The 17,409-nt window shown below is 39.7% G+C and carries 17 protein-coding genes and 1 tRNA gene; all 18 read right to left on the reverse strand.

The genetic code is table 11. The annotated features are described in order from the left end of the window. Nucleotides 1–61 precede the first annotated feature (61 nt). Nucleotides 62–406 (reverse strand): cupin domain-containing protein, encoded by a 345-nt coding sequence (locus tag H5162_RS04905; protein ID WP_182777838.1) that lies wholly within the window; start codon nucleotides 404–406, stop codon nucleotides 62–64. A gap of 1,116 nt (nucleotides 407–1,522) precedes the next feature. Further along, a complete protein-coding gene (locus H5162_RS21340) occupies nucleotides 1,523–1,648 on the reverse strand; it encodes a hypothetical protein (RefSeq protein ID WP_256729715.1) in 126 nt (41 codons plus the stop codon). Continuing rightward, entirely contained in the window at nucleotides 1,629–2,657 is a 1,029-nt protein-coding gene (locus tag H5162_RS04910) for a hypothetical protein (protein WP_182777839.1), read from the reverse strand. Before H5162_RS04910 ends, H5162_RS21340 begins: the two co-directional genes overlap by 20 nt. Nucleotides 2,658–3,035: 378 nt before the next feature. Further along, nucleotides 3,036–3,110: transfer RNA gene (locus H5162_RS04915), tRNA-Arg, on the reverse strand. A 105-nt stretch (nucleotides 3,111–3,215) separates the two neighbouring features. Next, nucleotides 3,216–3,875 carry a FlgO family outer membrane protein gene (locus H5162_RS04920; protein WP_409076809.1) on the reverse strand — a complete coding sequence of 220 codons (660 nt, stop codon included), beginning with the start codon at nucleotides 3,873–3,875 and terminating at the stop codon, nucleotides 3,216–3,218. An 8-nt stretch (nucleotides 3,876–3,883) separates the two neighbouring features. Continuing rightward, on the reverse strand, nucleotides 3,884–4,564 hold the full coding sequence (locus tag H5162_RS04925) for a FlgO family outer membrane protein (RefSeq protein ID WP_182735240.1): 681 nt from the start codon (nucleotides 4,562–4,564) through the stop codon (nucleotides 3,884–3,886). Between the two features lie 12 nt (nucleotides 4,565–4,576). After that, a complete protein-coding gene (locus tag H5162_RS04930) occupies nucleotides 4,577–5,170 on the reverse strand; it encodes a FlgO family outer membrane protein (RefSeq protein WP_182777841.1) in 594 nt (197 codons plus the stop codon). Nucleotides 5,171–5,221: 51 nt separating this feature from the next. Then, nucleotides 5,222–5,887, reverse strand: a complete 666-nt coding sequence (locus H5162_RS04935; protein ID WP_182735241.1) for an SPOR domain-containing protein — start codon at nucleotides 5,885–5,887, stop codon at nucleotides 5,222–5,224. Nucleotides 5,888–5,897: 10 nt separating this feature from the next. Beyond that, nucleotides 5,898–8,843 carry a hypothetical protein gene (locus tag H5162_RS04940; RefSeq protein WP_182777842.1) on the reverse strand — a complete coding sequence of 982 codons (2,946 nt, stop codon included), beginning with the start codon at nucleotides 8,841–8,843 and terminating at the stop codon, nucleotides 5,898–5,900. 25 nt (nucleotides 8,844–8,868) lie between these two features. Next, nucleotides 8,869–9,663: a molecular chaperone gene (locus tag H5162_RS04945; protein WP_182777843.1), complete on the reverse strand. Its 795-nt coding sequence runs from the start codon at nucleotides 9,661–9,663 to the stop codon at nucleotides 8,869–8,871. An 8-nt stretch (nucleotides 9,664–9,671) separates the two neighbouring features. After that, the gene (locus H5162_RS04950; RefSeq protein WP_182777845.1) at nucleotides 9,672–10,142 is read right to left on the reverse strand and encodes a DUF4402 domain-containing protein; all 471 of its coding nucleotides are present in this window, start codon (nucleotides 10,140–10,142) and stop codon (nucleotides 9,672–9,674) included. Nucleotides 10,143–10,152: 10 nt separating this feature from the next. Further along, entirely contained in the window at nucleotides 10,153–10,758 is a 606-nt protein-coding gene (locus H5162_RS04955) for a DUF4402 domain-containing protein (protein WP_182735244.1), read from the reverse strand. A gap of 119 nt (nucleotides 10,759–10,877) precedes the next feature. Next, complete coding sequence (locus tag H5162_RS04960) at nucleotides 10,878–11,510, reverse strand: SPOR domain-containing protein (protein ID WP_257326304.1); 633 nt, start codon at nucleotides 11,508–11,510, stop codon at nucleotides 10,878–10,880. Nucleotides 11,511–11,632: 122 nt separating this feature from the next. Next, nucleotides 11,633–12,511, reverse strand: a complete 879-nt coding sequence (galU, locus tag H5162_RS04965; protein ID WP_145240925.1) for a UTP--glucose-1-phosphate uridylyltransferase GalU — start codon at nucleotides 12,509–12,511, stop codon at nucleotides 11,633–11,635. A gap of 35 nt (nucleotides 12,512–12,546) precedes the next feature. Then, a complete protein-coding gene (locus H5162_RS04970) occupies nucleotides 12,547–13,398 on the reverse strand; it encodes a thymidylate synthase (RefSeq protein WP_145240924.1) in 852 nt (283 codons plus the stop codon). Nucleotides 13,399–13,413: 15 nt separating this feature from the next. Continuing rightward, nucleotides 13,414–14,217, reverse strand: a complete 804-nt coding sequence (lgt, locus tag H5162_RS04975) for a prolipoprotein diacylglyceryl transferase (RefSeq protein ID WP_145240923.1) — start codon at nucleotides 14,215–14,217, stop codon at nucleotides 13,414–13,416. Between the two features lie 12 nt (nucleotides 14,218–14,229). Continuing rightward, complete coding sequence (locus H5162_RS04980; protein ID WP_145240922.1) at nucleotides 14,230–15,039, reverse strand: sulfite exporter TauE/SafE family protein; 810 nt, start codon at nucleotides 15,037–15,039, stop codon at nucleotides 14,230–14,232. Nucleotides 15,040–15,120: 81 nt separating this feature from the next. Beyond that, nucleotides 15,121–17,394 (reverse strand): phosphoenolpyruvate--protein phosphotransferase, encoded by a 2,274-nt coding sequence (gene ptsP, locus H5162_RS04985; protein ID WP_145240921.1) that lies wholly within the window; start codon nucleotides 17,392–17,394, stop codon nucleotides 15,121–15,123. Nucleotides 17,395–17,409 lie beyond the last annotated feature (15 nt).

A 17,409-nucleotide genomic window follows, 5' to 3' on the forward strand; every position in this document is an offset into this window, starting at 1 on the left:
TGCTAGTTTGCTAGGATAAAAATATAACCAAGAATCAAGGAGGTCTAGGCTTCCTTGATTATTATTGGTTAACTCTATCACCATGACTTGGCAGCGTTGAAGTAACAATAAACACAAGGTCATCTTGGCCATAATTACATAGTTGATGAACAGCCCCTGCTGGCACATGCAAGCCCTGCTGCGGATTTAATATGTGCGTTTCAGCTTCCACTTTCAAACTAGCCTGCCCACTAAGTATAAAAAAGAACTGCTCTGCAAATTCATGCTTATGCGCCATCTCACACGCCCCACTCGGCACTCGCTCCTGAATAACACTCAGCTGCTCACTTTGCACCAAATGCCAGCCATCGCAATTATCACCCCAGTTATAATGCTCAGCGTTTTCTATTGAAATAGGCCTTGCCATATCTTCGTTACCCCTTGAAAACGACTGCACAACAAGGTAAAGCATCACAGTTTAAAATGGTAGTAAATTTAATTCATACAACACAACCACACTTATTCGCGCATAAAAGTGTGAAAACCCGCATTTATTCGCGCGTAAAAGTGTAAACCAACATCTTAACAGATAGAGCAAAGTCTAAAATACAATCAGTTAGCTTGATATCAGGTCAATCTAAAGTTCTGATGTCTGAAGTCAGGATTTGACTCCTTTGGTTTTAAATAAATGCCAGCCTATCAAACAATTAAACCCACAGGCACGCAAGGATCATCACCACTGGAAAAGGAATATATTGTCCTGCAGCTCTACTACAGTGAATATGTAGTAAGCAAACACCTGCAACTGATGAATTGATCAAAGATAGACCTATCAGGTTACATTACGATTTAAACATCGTTGAGGAAACGGGCGAGTGCTTACAAAGCTATTACGATGGTGAACTGATACTCAAAGTAAAAGGCTTGTGGTTCGCTGGTAAAGCCATCATCACAAGGCACTATTCATGGAAGGTAGAAAAAGCATAATCTACGGTTGAAACGAGTTAGCTAAAGCTCCCTAATATCTAAAAAGAGCTAAAGCTATCACTTTTAAATAAAATTGCAGTTAAATTCAACATTTCAAATAGCTAAAGCTCTGAAATTAGCTTTAGCTCATACCAAACACTAACACGAAGTCAAAAATCACCTTTAGTTCACTATTTGCCAGTATGGCAAAAAGGCTCTTACTTGGAGTTCGGAGTTCTGTAAATAACTGTACTAAGTAATATAAAAATGCGGTTACTTCATTGTCAGCTTAGAGCTGTAAAGTGATGTTCTATAAATTCATTTTTTAAATAATATAAATCAAATAGAAAGAGAATAAAGACGGAGTAATGCAGAGGTAGTTTGACGCAATGCGCGTGGGTTAATAAGTTTTGTTCAACTTGAGTACTAAAAGCGGAGACTAAAGAGCACATATTACGTGCAGTTTAAATACAAAAAAATCTATTCTCTAGACATATATAAGAATAATTTTTCGATATTAAAAAACAAAAAACTGACGTAAGAGTCAGTTTTTTAAGATAAATATAAAGCTATTAATTTATTGTGGGTTCAGGATGGCTTTTTTTGCTTTACCAGCTTTAATCGCAATATTACAAGCTTTTGATAGCTTACGCATAGCTTCAACTTTACGTTGATTAGTCACTTCATTTCTTTTTGAACGCATAATCTACTCCGTCATTACCAAAACCACACCATGGATCGTATTCTAGTCGATCAACATGCCGCTTTGCAAGCAAATTGTAAAATGAGACAAGTCTTTTGTCTGCGGCTGACGCAGTGTAAACTGTAGCCTCATTATCTATAGAATGAGATAATATTAACCCTGAAATAACCCTACCTAGCAAGTTTAGTTGCTTTCTTGTAGCAGGTTCCTTTGGTCGCTCAAATGGAGTTTCATTTTCAATATTAGATTTAAGATCAAACTTAATCTCATAGCAATTTTCGTCGAGTTCCATCCCTATTAACGATTCAGTTTCTTTAAGTCTTTCTGCACTAAAATCGCTTTCAGTCGAGGGAAGTATATATACTATGTACTCATCACCCATGATATTACATTCGAGCTGGCTTACAGTATAGCCTAAATCAACTTCGATGAACTCAACCTGCGGCAAATTATTATGATCTAGAGCTCTAAAAGTATCTACAACATCACCTAGAACCGTGTCAGTCCTAGTTTCATTATTGGGCATCACATTGTAGTTTAAAAACCTTGCTCCACTTGCAAGTACATTGTCTTCGATAGCAGCTAATGGAAAACCTGTATTACTGACACCCAACACAATTAAAATATCATTCTGTTCCCATTTTAATTCAAAAAGATCTATGCTTGGAATATCTTTAAAACTAACAATACTATTTGGTTCAGCTATAGAGCCGTGTATATGTATAGCACTTCCACCTGACTTTTCGATTAAATCATCAATATTAAGTGTGTAATGTTTAAACTCTACACCAATAGAATCACAGTATGTCTCAAGGTACTTACATTCTAAGTGAGCTTGATTTGGCATAAATGTCGCATATCTGTAGCCAATAGTCTCAATTAACTTCAATAATTCAGATTCATCAGCTACTTGAAACTGTTTATACTCAGGAGTTTCTTTGATATTTTCATATAAAGGTAAACCCGAAGGAACAGAAAGTCCTGCACCTGATAAGATAACTACTTTCATAATTTGAATACACTATTGTTCATTCGAATTACCAATCCTCGGTTATTATGCTCATATCCATTAAAAAATACCACAACGGACAATTATGGTATTGGTAAACAATTATGCATCAAAGGCTTATAAATTCCAATAAACTAAATAAGACTATAAGTCTTCAAGTAGAAAAACTATTAACTTTACATCTGTGCAAATGAACTCAACCAGCTACTTTTACATTTATTAGATGCTTATAAATTAAATCACGATACAAAATTATCGGGGTATTAAGAAGATATAAATAGCCTCTCTAAAATTATAATAATTCAATTTAGATTGCTATAAATGTGCTATAAAAAACAAGCACTACAATAGAGTGTAGACATAACCCATTGATTTTATTGGTAGCCCCTACAGGAATCGAACCTGTAACTGCCCCTTAGGAGGGGGCCGTTATATCCATTTAACTAAGAGGCCACTCTGATAGCTGATAGCTGATAGCTGATAGCTGATAGCTGATAGCAAAATTATAACGGTTTATCCTATTTACAATCAAGCAGTTAAATGGATTTTATAACGATGCTAGTTAACACTCGCGCGTTGTAGGTGAATATCGGCGTTGTTGAGTACGTAATAAGGCAGTATTTTGTTGCTACTGGCAACTACGCGTTTGCTGGTGATATCAATAATACGGGCGTTTACTTCAACACCGTTGCTGCGGTAGATCAAGGTGCCTGATAACACATGACTGGCGATGCGTTGATCCGCTAACTGCTCTATATCGCGTGAAAATACAAAGTCACCGCGTGGGTTCATAGTTATTTGGTCGGTGGTTTTAAAGTCAACAATACCATAACCAAATTTTTGCAGTTGATGAATAAAACTCTCTGATAACTGGTTGCCTAATTGGCTGCTGTTATTAAGGCTGGCATCTAAATCTACAAATGAAGTAACGGCAATCGAGGTATCAAGCTCTGTTTGCATTGTGTCGACTAAGTCTAACGCCATTTGCTCTACATAATTAACCAGTGTTTTATGGTGTTTGTTAGGACTAAACTGCGCTGAGTTATCAAGTGGCTCGGCACTATTCATTTGTACTTGTTTTAGCATTTGAGTAAGGTCATATCGGCTAGTCGTACTTTGTACAGGCTCAGCCGTATTATTGGTCATGCTGCATGCGCTGAGAATGCTGATCACACCCCCTACGGTTAATAATTTAGCGCTGTGGATTAGCTTACTCATCATTGGCCTCACTTACTCGCTTGTTTTAGCATTACGCCATCAGTGCGATAGCTACTGTCCAGTGCATCAACAACGGATTGCGGAATAAACCCTTGTGCAGAGCCAACCACTGCCTTACTTGTTAAACCAATAATTCGGGCATTGACTAATACACCACCTTGGTGATTTACCATAGTGCCCGCCAGTACGTAGTTGAAGTTTTGATCTTTACTTAGCTCTAAATAATCGCGACTAAATACAAAGTCGCCAGAGGGAGTAACACGCATGTAGTCGGTGGTTTTAAAGTCGATCACCGGTACACCAAAACTGTGTAGCTCGTGCATAAAACTTTCGGCGATTTGATTACCTAACAATGTGCCGTCGTTGTAATCATCATCTAAAAAAATAAAGCTTGATACGGCCAGCGGCGTTTTGGTATTTACGTATTGTAAATTTTCAGCCATATCTTGCATTATGCCACGTACATAATGATTAATATTTTTACGTGTTGGGACTGTGACTTGGCTACTATCGTTCATCACTGGAATATTGTTTTGATAAAATGTATTATTTTGCCCAGGAGCAGCAACCATTCTTTGATCACCCTCTAACTGCGCAGAGTTATCAGTTTGTGCTGTTTTGCCCGGTTCCATCATTTGCGCGCAACCAAAACCCAGTGGCAAACATAAAGTTAATATTAAGCGTTTCATGAGAGCTCCTAATTAGTACTCGCTGCGGTAAATATAACCGTCGCGCTGTTGTATTTTTTCATCGCCCCACATCACATTTATGGGGATCTCTGTACTGCCGGCAGATACAACGCGGCTATCTTGCGTATTTACCATACGGGCGTTAACTATATAGGCATGTTGTTGCCGTGTTAAGGTACCCGTGATAACAAAGTCAATATTCTGACGTTGGCGTAATTTGCTAATGTCGCGACTTAATATACCATCTGCGTTGCTGGCTAAATTAAGGTGTTTTTCAAGGCGATATTCAATAGTGTTATAGCCAAGTTGGGTAAACTGAGTAATTAAGCTTTCTTGAATTTGCTGACTCAGCCCAGCGCCCTGCCCTTGTGCCAGCTCACTATCTAGCGCGTTGGCTAAGTAAAAGCTAGTAACGGCAATCCGTGCAGAGCTTTTAAATGGCCCTTGCACATGGCTCAATTGACTACTCAAGTCGCTCACATACTGATGCACAGTATAAGGTGCCATTGTTGCTTTTGGGGCATTGGTACTTGGTGCTGGCGGTTTTTCTTGCGTTAAACTACACGCAGTTAGACTCAGCAATAATAAACATAACAAAAGGCGCATAATTGCCATCCTCACTAAACATGGCAATAACAAAGCAAGTATTATGCCTATTTATAATTTTATTGGGTTATCGGTGTAGTGAGTCACCATGCAGTTGAGCTGTTGTAGCTTTAATTTATCACAATCAGCTTGGGCGTTTTTTTGATATTGGTATGCCCCGATTTTTAAGCGGTAATAAGTCATGCCTTTTACCTGAGCAGTTTCGACATTGGTGGTAAATTTATCTGACAATAAACTCGGTACTTTTTGTTGAATTGTTTGCCAGCTTGGAGCTAATTGCGATTGTTGAGTGACCGCAATAATTTGCAGCGCAAAAAGCGCGTTGTTAGTTATGTTTGACTGTGTTGCTATAGATTGCGCAGGCCTATCTAACGGTACTTGCTGTGATGCCAAGGCAGCAGATGAATGGCTCTTATTACCTGTGTTCTCGTCATCATTTGCTATCGCGGTTAACTGTGCTATCAATAAATTCAAATCACTTTCAATCAGTAATAACCGTTCAAGATCGGGTTTAATTGCTTGCCACTGTGCAGAGCTAGTTTGTAGCTGTTGTAGCTCTTGTTGCGTGATCTGCACATAGGTTTCATGATTAGTTTCAGCTGTGCTGCTGGTACTTTTTTGCGCGCTATCCGTCGTGCTGGTACAGCCAGATAATATAATTAAACTCATTATTAATACGGCTGATTGAATTACACTAAACGATTGTTTGATATTCATTGCTATTCCTTTAATGAAGTATTGTTCGTTGTTCAATATCACACTTCAATCTTTGTTTTATTAATGACTGACAAAGATCCGTAAATTCAGGCTGTACTTGCTTAGCGTATGCTAAGGCGAGTATGTACTTACTTTGCTGTTGGTCATGAATATAAAACACGTCTTGCTGTTGTAATTTTAAGCGCGGGCTTATCAAACGTAAGTATGCCTTTAACATCATTAACGATGAAAAATTCCCCGCATTAACAATAGTCCCCGACACTTCTTCGAGTGATTTTAAAGTAAAATCAACCCCAACCAACACATCCCCTTTTGCTGATAAATCAACTGTTACTTGCTGGGTGTTTTTTAATGCTTTACGTTCTTTAAAGCTATCGTCAACCACAACCCGATACTGCCCTGGCCGTAGGTCGGTAAACAAATAATAGCCATCATAAGCCGCTTGGGTGTTGGCAACTTCTTTATCGTTTTGATCTAATAGGGTTATTTTTGCATAAGGCTGCACATAAGTGTGCTCCCCTTGCTGCTGATACACCACCCCTTCAATTTCGCTGGCGTTATTTAGCGGGTAATCCATGTATTCAATAAATCCTGCTCTTGGCGTGATTGAAAAGCCCTCATTGGCAGGCACAAAAAACGGATCGGGGAAGCTGTCTCTATCGAGCACAATATCTGTGGTGCGATTAGCTGGCATTGAGGTTAACAATGCAATGCCATTTTCATCGGTTATTGCTTGGCGATAATTTTGCAGCCCTTTTACTTTTATACCAGCAACACCTTGCTCGTCAGGATCCATAATGCCGTTGTTATTTTGATCTAAAAATACTTTAACCAGTAGACTACCGGTACTGGTTAGACTGCGGTTTGACATAAAGGCGCGGTTATTTTCAGCGTCATAACCAAAACTAAAACGGCTATATAAACTAAAAAGCCAATTATCATTACTGTCGTAGTTAATGGTGCTGCTTAAATTAAAATCATCATTTTGCCAATTAAGGCCCAAGTCCGCTGATTGGATATTCTCATTTAGGGTATTTTTAAGTGTGAGCTCGGCTTGTAACTTTGCAGTAATACTGCGATTAAATTCAGCTTGGTAACTTAAAATATCACTGTCTGGCGATAATAAATAATCAAAACCAAAACGGCTATATAAACGCCCTATTCGTCCTTGCACACGGGTTGCCCCATATACTTTGCTTTGCTCATTTACATTTTGCCATTGCAATAGGTTGTTCACAGAGAAGCCTGAATAACTATAATTAAAACGATTATAGGCTTGTTGTAGGTCGCGACCTGAGCTTGAATGCTGTAATAAATAGTTGTTTTGATAATTAAGGCGACCATAACGATTTTGCATCAACTCACCCGACATATCGAATTGATAACTTTGCAAGTCTTGCTGTTGATCCGAGCGATCTGTAACGGTAAACAGCAGTGATTGATCGGCCAGTTGAGTTCTTGCTGTGAGTTCTAATTCATTTTGTTGTTGGTTATTTTGCTCGTAGTCTAAATTAACCAACAGTCTTTCAAACAGGTTGATATTGGTACCAAAAGCAAATTGATAAAACTCATCGTCCTCACGCTTTTGCGCCATAGCCCCGGTGTAAATCGCGATATTATCAGTCAAACCACGTTCGTATCGCCCTGCCGCTAACCAGCCACTTTGTTGTGAATTACTTTCACTTCCTAGTAATTGTTTACCTTGCTCTGATACTGATATTTCGTATGCTGCTTCTCCTTGCGCCAATTGATTACCGTCAATAAAGTAATATTCTGTTTTGCGTTCAACTTGCCCTTGAGGACCATAAAAGATCAACTCAAAGTTATTTTCACCATACAGTAAATCAATACTATCGAATATATAACGGCCATCTGCAAGGCTTAACTGTTGTTCAATTAAAATGCCATTACGATAAAGCTCAACATCCCAACCAGGCTGGATAGCGCCTGTGAGATTAATCCGATTGTTATCTATTTTGCGATCTAACTGATAATTTGAAAACTTAAAACCACGGCCATATTGACCGTTATAACGACTACCTACTTGCGTTGCAGTGATATCACCAAACTCCAACTCGCTGGCTGCAAAAACACCGAGTAAGCTGTTATTAACATCTTGTTTAGAGAATGTCAGCCGAGAGTCAGTCAATAAATCTTGTTTACGTCCTGCTAAAAAATATTCTGCTGAAAGGTACGCAAAATCTTGTGCGCCTAATAATGAATAACTTGTACGGCTGCTATCATTATCACGACGATAATTTAGCTGCAAATCAGCCACTGGCATTGAAACCGCCTGATAGGGACTAGCCTTCCAAGGTTGTGTAGGTTGGTTATCCCCTTTACGCTGGTTGTTAAACAAACGCTTTTGCCTTTGTTGTTGCGCAGCAACAGGAAACAATTGCTCCGTTGTAAGCTCTAGCGTCAAATTCGCATAATCAGGAATAATAGCAACTGAGAAGGCGCGCTGTAAAACGGCTGCATCAATATAAATATCATCATCAATTAGTAGTTGCTGCGAAGATAGCGTAACAAACTGATTATTAAAAATTAATTGTTTAGGTTCAGTAGCATTTAGTGTAAATAAGTTTGCTTCATTGATAAACCAACCTGAAGCGGTGCCATTTGCAATATCAACATTAATAGCCAGTTGTAATATTTCGACTAAACCCGATAACCCCAATAACACACCTTGTTCGCTTTTTATCGCAAATGCTTCACCAAGATATTCACCGTTTAAGTGCAGCGAAAAGAGTAAAAATTCACCGGCGGCAATGCGCTGTGCTGCAGGTTGCCTGTGTTCGTCTATAACGGGCTGCTGTGCACTCACTTTCGGGTGCGGTTGATTTAATTTAGTTTGAATAGCCTTAAGTGTGCGCAACACATCAGCAGTTTGCACAGCACTAGCAAAACTCATTGAGCTTAAAAATAAAAGCCCAAGAGTAAATATACGGATCACTTTATTCGCTTAATAACGCTTAAGATTATTTCCCAATAGCGAGTGTGTATGAAGCAAAATCAACCCCTTTATATTCTTCAGCACCTTGATAATCGAGGAAAATACTGCCCTGTGTTGGCAGCTGTTTATCTTTAAATAGGCTCAGTGTTGCAATGGTAGTATCAACTTCTGGATACAGGCTTAAATTGCTAATTTCAGCTACTTTCTCATTCTCGCCTGATGCTGTTTTTATATAAGCGCTGAGTTTTCCATAACTACTAAAGTTGTTATGTCGTTGCAGTTGAACTTGAATTTGTGGCTTGCTTTGATTGCTATTTTTTATAATATTTGCCTGAGTGATCGTAACATTAGGTTGTTCTGGCTGCTCACGGTAAACAACGGGAATACTAAAGCTCATAATCATGTTGATCTGTATTCCTGATTTTTGCTCTTTATTTTCGTTAGGTAGAGCTTGAAATAATAAGTGCGAGCGGTATTCGCCTTGCTGCAAACCTTTTGGCTTTCGAATAGCAATTTTAACGGTTTGTTTTTCACCTGCTGCTAAGGTCACTTGCTTAGGGGATAAACGTGTCATTGGCGATAAACTGTTTTCGGTCACTTGCGCTAAATTATTATAACCCCCACCTGGTAAAGCTTGTTTTTCACTCCAGACTACTCGGTACGTACGTTGTTCATCAGAATTATTGATCACCGTGACTTTAGCACTACGCTGGCGTTCATCAAAAGTAACACGGGTAGGTGAAATCAATAAGTTTGCCAAGGCCATTTGGCTAAAAAATGCTGTTAGCAGCACACACATCACTGTTAATTTATTGAACATCTCAGTCCTTAGTAGTCAATCAAAATTTCTAGGTTAGTAGTTGAGGAGTAGTCGCCATCGGAATAGCTTTTACTACTAGGTTTTGTTATTAATGTGCCGCCTATAAACACTTTCGCCTCACCTAAATCATCAGTGATGGTAGATTTTGGAAAGCCATTGAGACGTACTTCAAAATCGGCGCTGCTGCTACCCTGTGCGTTGTGCTGTAAGGTTACAGAATTAACTAATTGCATAGTTAATTCTGTATGTGCAGGGAAATCGGTTAGTAATAGCTCAGCAGGTCGTCCTTTCTCTAGTACATAAATTTTACCCATAGTATTTATGTCACCGTTCGCTTTGATTATCACGGAACTAACATTACTGTTACTTGGTATGACTAACGTGCCAAAATCAAGCGACTGTTGCTCTATGGTATTTGCGAAATGGTTAGGGCTGTAAATTAAAATACTTACAGCCACTGCATAAGGTAAAAGTCGCACTAGAAGCGATTTAATAAGCGACTTCGATTTGGAAATCACCAGAATAGACTCCATCAGCATAATCTTTAGAAAACGCTGCTGAATCGGGTGTACTAAGTGTCGCTCCTATATTGAACGATACTGTTCCATCTGTAGAATCAACCATTAAATTAGGTGTTCCATCTGTATAAGTTTCGTTTTCATTAGGGCCTGAAGTAATTACATAAGTCCAGTTCCCAATAGTAAAGTTTGGCCGCCCATCATCTTTAGTTCCTTCATATTCTAAAGTAGTTTGTGTAGGGCTAATTATTTTTAATTGTGCATTCTTAACCGCTTCAGATACAGTAAAAGAAGCGGGAACTCCATCATCAATGATCGAAATTGAAGCATCTGTACCTGTAGAGCTACTAGTAGAGACAGGACTTGCAGCTGGTAATGGATTAACAACTATACTCGCAACATGAGTGCCAGATAAATCTGCAACTGCACGGATAGTACCAAAGCTTAAATCATCATCCTTGTCTAATTTAACTGCATTCTGCACAGTTACTTCGGCACGGAATGTAGAAGTAGTAGACACCGCACTAAAAGATATAGCTAGAATACTCACAGCAAGTATTGGAAGAGATCGTTTCATATTAAATCCTTATAAAAATGGGGCATTACCATAAAGAGCCCCTATCATAAGATTTATCGGCAATTAGAACAATTACTTTAAGATTAATTACATAAAAATCAGATAAATAACTGGCTTAGTTAAAGTGGCTCACCAACAAACGGAGCACTCAGGCATTTTTGGCCTAAACTTTGCGCTAAAGAACAAAATAGATTGGCCTCAGTATAATTTTGAAATGGCCCAACTCGTAACCCATACATGGTAACACCTTTATTTTGACGCTCAGTCATTACAAAATCTAATTGGCTAAATGCCTGTGGATATTGCTGCTGTAACTTTGTTATTTGCGTTCTCACTCTTTGCGGTTTTAAATACAGCCCAAGTTGCGCGCCTGGCAGTGAATTGTTATACAGTGGCTGGGGGCGGTTTTCGATAGTTTTTGAGGAGTTAGCAGTATCAGGGGTCTGTATTTTTTCAGCATAATGAGCCACCGTAACATTATCTTCGCGAAGCACCGCTGGGTTTTCTGCAATATCAGTTTGAGAGGAAAGTGCCATTATTAATAGTTGCAAGTCTTCCTCCATCGCAGCTAAACGAGTAATACTCTCTTGTTGCGAGTGCCATTGCTGAACATACTCTTTGACTTGTTGATCAGAAATTAATGCAGGCTGCTGTTCCACCGGGTTAGCATTAATACTACTGCACCCACTAAGCCAGACAGTTGCTGTAACCAACACTGTGGTATACCAAGCTTGCTTTTTAAAACACATCATCTGTTAGCATCACAAAATAAATAATGCCATATTATAAGCAAAGTCAGTGCCAGTTTCAGGATTTTTAAGCAATAAAAAAGTGCCACTAAGGCACTTTTATAAGTTAGGCTCAATAAATGAGCTTAAACTAAGGTTTTAATAAAATCACTTAGTTCATCTTTAAATTCATCACGACGCAGTGCAAATTCAATAGTAGCTTTTAAATAGCCCAACTTACTACCACAATCATGACTACGCCCTTTTATCGCATAAGCAGCAACAGATTCTTTTTCCATCAACATAGCAATTGCGTCTGTTAACTGAATTTCGTCGCCGGCGCCTGCGGGAGTTTTTGCAAGTAATGGCCAAATATTTTTACTTAGCACATAACGACCTACCACAGCCAAATTTGATGGTGCGCTATGCACAGGAGGTTTTTCAACCATATTAAGGATCGCTGCGCTTTGCCCTTGTTCAAGCTTTACGTCGCCTAAATCGACCACACCAAACTTATCAACATCCTGCATAGGCACAGGCTCAACCATTATTTGGCTTTCGCCGTTTGCATTAAAGCGAGTAATCATTTCAGCTAAATTATCTTTTTGAAGATCGCTTTCAACGTCATCAATAATTACGTCTGGTAAAATAACCACAAACGGTTCGTTACCAATAATCGGCGCAGCGCAGTTTATTGCGTGCCCTAGCCCTTTTGCTTCACCTTGGCGAACGTGAATAATTGTCACATCTTTTGGACAAATAGCTTGTACTTCAGCAAGTAACTGACGTTTAACCCGCTTCTCTAGCGTTGCTTCTAACTCAAAGCTGGTATCAAAATGGTTTTCAATAGAGTTTTTACTAGAGTGAGTCACTAATACAATTTCTTTAATACCCGCAGCAACCGCTTCATTAACTACATATTGAATCAAGGGTTTATCTACAATCGGTAACATCTCTTTTGGAATAGCTTTAGTAGCTGGCAACATACGGGTGCCAAGTCCTGCAACTGGGATCACTGCTTTCATTATTCTCTCCTTAAAACTATGATGCTTATTAATTGTTACACTGAAAACGGGTATTTAATTGCATCGTGGCATTGATAGCCATTTACCTCAAAGTCATCACGGGTGACCCACGTTTCGATATCTTCGAGTGATTTAATATTTGGATTAATCGTCAACGTAGGTGATGCAAATGGCTCACGCTGTAACTGCACATCGCGCATTAATTCCAGTTGGTTCTCATAAATATGGGCATTAACGATTTTATGATAGGCCTTACCTGCTTTGTGGCCAGTGATCTGCGCGACCAGTGCAAGCAATACAAAACATTGAATTTGATTGAAGTTCAAACCAAGTGGCACATCACAACTACGCTGATACGAGGTTAAATAAAGCGTATCGCCAAGAAGCGAAAAAGTATGCGTGTGCATACATGGGCGCAAACACCCTAACTCAAATTCACCCGGATTATAAAAAGTGATGATCTCGCCTCTGTCATCCACACCATTTTTTAAATTATCAATGACTTTTTTCAACTGATCTAACGCAGTGCCATCAGGGCGTTGCCAATCACGAGCTTGTACGCCATATACTCGGCCCATGTCATCCTCACCTTGGCGGTTCGGATTATTTAACCATGCTTGGTTTTCATTGGCATTAGCATCCCAAGTCATGCAACCTATGTCACGAAATTGCGCAGCGCTACTATAACCACGTAAATAACCTAACAATTCAGCTATCGCCGCCTTGTAGTAACTTTTACGGGTAGTGATCATTGGGAACTTATTATTTGCCACATCATACTCAAGCTCGGCATTGATAACCGTTAAGCAACGAGTTCCTGTACGTTTATTTTCAACCCACACGCCTTCATCAACGATGCGCTGACATAATTCTAAATATTGTTTCATTGTTAACTTCTTTTATTAAGCTTTGCTGGCAACAGCTGGCTGTGGCTTTTTATACGCCCATATTATCAAACCTAGGCCTGCGATGACCATCGGCAATGACAATATTTGCCCCATTGAAATAAAGCCGCCAAATAAACCTAAATGCGCATCGGGTTCACGTACGTACTCAACGCAAAATCTAAATACCCCGTAGCCTAGTAAAAATAATCCGCCTACGCTGCCCGCTGGACGTGGCTTTTTTGTAAACACATACAGAATAATAAACAGCACTAGGCCTTCTAAAAATGCCTCATACAACTGTGATGGGTGACGCGCCAGTGGACCACCAGTTGGGAATACCATAGCCCATGGTACATCGGTAGTTCTGCCCCATAATTCGCCGTTAATAAAGTTACCAATACGCCCTGCTAAAAGGCCAACCGGCACTAGCGGAGCAACAAAATCCCCCACTGCAAGTAACTGTTTTTTACGTGTCCAGGCAAACACACAAATAGCGGTTATCACCCCTAAAGTGCCACCGTGGAAAGACATACCACCTTGATCGATTCTAAATAAATACAGTGGATTTTCTAAAAAATAACTAAATTGATAAAACAGTACATAGCCAATCCGACCACCCAGAATGACTCCCAACATACCGTAGAACAGTAAATCACTGACCTCTTCTTTTGTCCACCCCGAGTTAGGTTTAGCCGCTTGCCTATTTGCCCACCACATCGCAAAAGCAAAACCAATTAAATACATTAAACCGTACCAACGTACGCTGAGAGGACCGACAGAGAAAATAATCGGATTGATGTCTGGAAATTCAAGAGCCATAAAAATTAAACCTTAACTAAAAACCATTTGAAGCGCGATAATAACCAGTAACACCGCGAACACTTTTTTTATCGTTGAAACAGGTAAATAATGCGTTGCTTTGGCTCCAATTGGTGCCATAAACCACGAAGTTATCACTATACCTAATAATGCTGGTAAATACACAAAACCTGCAAAGCCATGTTGTAAATCGGTTACTTGCCAACCAGCGCTGATATACCCCACAGAGCCAAATAACGCAATCACAATGCCACATGCTGCCGCGCAGCCTATGGCTTTTTTAATATCAACTGAAAAATAATGTAGTAGCGGCACAATCAATGCGCCGCCACCAATACCAATCAAACCTGATAATCCGCCCATCACTGCACTAATAGCGCCAATAATTGGGCCTCTTGGCATAGGTTTGACCGCGACAGGTTTATTACGAGCAGACAACACCATACGAGCAGCAATAAACACCACACTAACAGCAAAAACGATGCGTAATAACTGTTCTGGAATTAAACTCGCGGCAAAACCACTGATCAGAGCACCAAGTCCAACGCCAGACATAACCCAAGGCGCAATTTCCCATGGCACATTTTGATTCTTATGGTGCGCTAATGCAGATGACGTTGAAGTGAATAAAATAGAGGCAAGCGAGGTAGCAATAGCAATAACCAGTACATGATCAACCGCAACAACATTAAAATGCACTAATAATGAACTCAGTACTGGCACAATAATTAATCCGCCGCCAATGCCTAATAACCCAGCTAAAAAACCAACCACACAACCTAATAGCGCGCAGCTGATAATCAGGATAACTAAATCATGCATCGTACACTCTTATAAAATTGAATTTATTATATGCATATACTAATCGATTATATCGAATCTTTACAGCACTCGTTTAGGCTACTAAGAAGCCTGATTTGGGGTATAAAATAATTCACCAAGTTGATGCTCAATCATAAAATTACGCGTTAACCTAAGCACTTGTTTTGCAGTAGATTGTGCTAAACACTCCGCCAGTAATGCTTCCATATCGCTGGCTTTTAAACGTCTTAATACCCATTTAACTTTACTTAATGATGAGTAGTTCATACTCAAGCGTCGATAACCCATCGCAATCAGCAGTATTGCACCTTCAGGATCGCCACCTAATTCACCACATAAACTAAAGGACATTTCATATTGCTGACACTCTTTTGCAACTTTTTGCAGTACTCTTAATACCGCAGGATGATAGGGATTAAATAAATCAGCAACACGCGCATTAGAACGATCGACGGCAAGTAAGTATTGCGTCAAATCGTTACTACCCACAGAACAAAAATCTACTTTTTTAGACCATTCAGGGAGCATAAATACACTTGAAGGGACTTCTAACATTACGCCAATCTCTGGGCGTTCAATGGCTTGCTCTGGGTATTTTTCTTCCAGTTCAAAATAGGCTTGCTCTAACAACGCTAAAGATTCATCAACCTCTTCGGTACCGCTTATCATTGGCAGCATAATTTTTAAATTACCTAAACCAATATTTGCTCTAACCATGGCTTTGAGCTGATCTAAAAAGATCTCTGGGTGGTCCAATGTGACACGAATACCCCGCCAGCCTAAAAATGGGTTTTCTTCAGTAATATCAAAGTAATCAAGTGCTTTATCACCACCAATATCAAGCGTACGCATCACTACAGGTTCTGGATGATAACTGGCTAATACTTCGCGATACCAATTCTCTTGTTCTATTTGTGATGGAAACTGGCCTTTTTGCATAAACCAGGCTTCAGTTCGGTATAAGCCAACGCCATCACAGACTTTGGTGTTAGCTTTTTCAGTATTGAGTTCCAAACCAGCATTGAGCAACAAGCTAATATGCTCGCCATCTAATGTCACTGCATCGCATTCTTGCTCAGCCACAAACTTGTCGTTTAATAGACTTTCTTGGTGCTGTAATTGTAAATACTCATCTTGTAGCATTTGCGAAGGCGAAATATATAATCGCCCTGCGTATGCATCTAAAATCATTGGTTTACCATCAAACTGCAATAACGGTAAATCTTCAATACCCCAAATTGCAGGGATCCCCATGGCACGGGTTAAAATTGACGCATGACTATTTGCCGCACCGTTAACACTCACCACGCCAACTAAATGGCCTTTAGGCACTTCTGCAAGCATGGCTGGGGTTAAAGTATTAGCGATCAGTACTGTATCTTTAGGATAACTTTTTACTGCGTGTTCAGTATTTACGAGGTGATGCAGTACGCGCAGGCCGATATCTTTAACATCAACCGCACGCTCTTTGATATAAGGATCCTGCATGGCATTGAATTGGGAGATCAATCGTTCGATCACTATTTTCAATGCACTTTTTGCACACCAGCCCTCTTGCAGCTGTGCTTCAACATTCTGCCCTAAACTTTTTGCATCCAGTAGTTGCTGATACACCTCAAATACTGCCAACGCTTCTTTAGGGATGGAATCGCTAAGAGTCATCGACAAGGTGTTAAATTCTTTGCGGGTTGCAGCAACAGCTTGAGTAAATAAGCGGCGTTGCTCAATACAGTTATCGTCTTTTTTTAATTCTATCGATTTAAAGTCAAGTTTCGGCAGAATAACAAACGCCTGCCCTATCGCAATTCCTGGCGCGCTAGAAACCCCTTTTAGCACCGAGGTCTGATGAGAAAACTCATCTTGGCGAAGAACTTCTTTGATTTCTGCATGGGCTAATTGCGACGCTAGTTGCGCAGATAACGTAATTAAAAAAGACTCTTCATCTTGACTAAATACACGGGCAATTTTCTGTTGTACAACAATAACGCCCAGTACTTTTTTTTGATGAACTACAGGCACAGACAAAAATGCGTTGAAGCCTTCTTCGTCCACTTCAGGAGAGAGTTTAAAACGGGGGTGAGACTTGGCAAAGGCAATATTAATAGGTTCTTCTCGTTGTGCTACTAAGCCAACTAAACCTTCGGTAAAACCGATTCTAAACTTACCCACGGCTGCGGGATTAAGCCCTCTGGTTGCCATTAATACAAAATTATCTTGACTGTAATCAGCAAAATAAATGGAGCAGCACTCAGTTTTCATGGCATCTTTCACCATTTCAACAAAACATGCTAGCGCACTATCCAAACTCGCTTGTTGCGAAACGGACTCGGCAATAGCTCTGAGTGTAGCCAGCATAATACTGCTCCTTTA

The organism is Pseudoalteromonas sp. SR41-8, from assembly GCF_014163915.1.
GTDB lineage: Bacteria > Pseudomonadota > Gammaproteobacteria > Enterobacterales > Alteromonadaceae > Pseudoalteromonas > Pseudoalteromonas rhizosphaerae.

Bases quoted from the DNA above. Each gene is read 5' to 3' on its own strand.
- H5162_RS04955 (WP_182735244.1), bottom strand. From the start codon at position 10,758: ATGAAACGATCTCTTCCAATACTTGCTGTGAGTATTCTAGCTATATCT.
- H5162_RS04925 (WP_182735240.1), bottom strand. From the start codon at position 4,564: ATGAAACGCTTAATATTAACTTTATGTTTGCCACTGGGTTTTGGTTGC.
- H5162_RS04980 (WP_145240922.1), bottom strand. From the start codon at position 15,039: ATGCATGATTTAGTTATCCTGATTATCAGCTGCGCGCTATTAGGTTGT.
- ptsP (WP_145240921.1), bottom strand. From the start codon at position 17,394: ATGCTGGCTACACTCAGAGCTATTGCCGAGTCCGTTTCGCAACAAGCG.
- H5162_RS04920 (WP_409076809.1), bottom strand. From the start codon at position 3,875: ATGAGTAAGCTAATCCACAGCGCTAAATTATTAACCGTAGGGGGTGTG.
- H5162_RS04935 (WP_182735241.1), bottom strand. From the start codon at position 5,887: ATGAATATCAAACAATCGTTTAGTGTAATTCAATCAGCCGTATTAATA.
- H5162_RS21340 (WP_256729715.1), bottom strand. From the start codon at position 1,648: ATGCGTTCAAAAAGAAATGAAGTGACTAATCAACGTAAAGTTGAAGCT.
- H5162_RS04960 (WP_257326304.1), bottom strand. From the start codon at position 11,510: ATGATGTGTTTTAAAAAGCAAGCTTGGTATACCACAGTGTTGGTTACA.
- H5162_RS04905 (WP_182777838.1), bottom strand. From the start codon at position 406: ATGGCAAGGCCTATTTCAATAGAAAACGCTGAGCATTATAACTGGGGT.
- H5162_RS04930 (WP_182777841.1), bottom strand. From the start codon at position 5,170: ATGCGCCTTTTGTTATGTTTATTATTGCTGAGTCTAACTGCGTGTAGT.
- H5162_RS04970 (WP_145240924.1), bottom strand. From the start codon at position 13,398: ATGAAACAATATTTAGAATTATGTCAGCGCATCGTTGATGAAGGCGTG.
- H5162_RS04910 (WP_182777839.1), bottom strand. From the start codon at position 2,657: ATGAAAGTAGTTATCTTATCAGGTGCAGGACTTTCTGTTCCTTCGGGT.
- H5162_RS04945 (WP_182777843.1), bottom strand. From the start codon at position 9,663: ATGTTCAATAAATTAACAGTGATGTGTGTGCTGCTAACAGCATTTTTT.
- lgt (WP_145240923.1), bottom strand. From the start codon at position 14,217: ATGGCTCTTGAATTTCCAGACATCAATCCGATTATTTTCTCTGTCGGT.
- galU (WP_145240925.1), bottom strand. From the start codon at position 12,511: ATGAAAGCAGTGATCCCAGTTGCAGGACTTGGCACCCGTATGTTGCCA.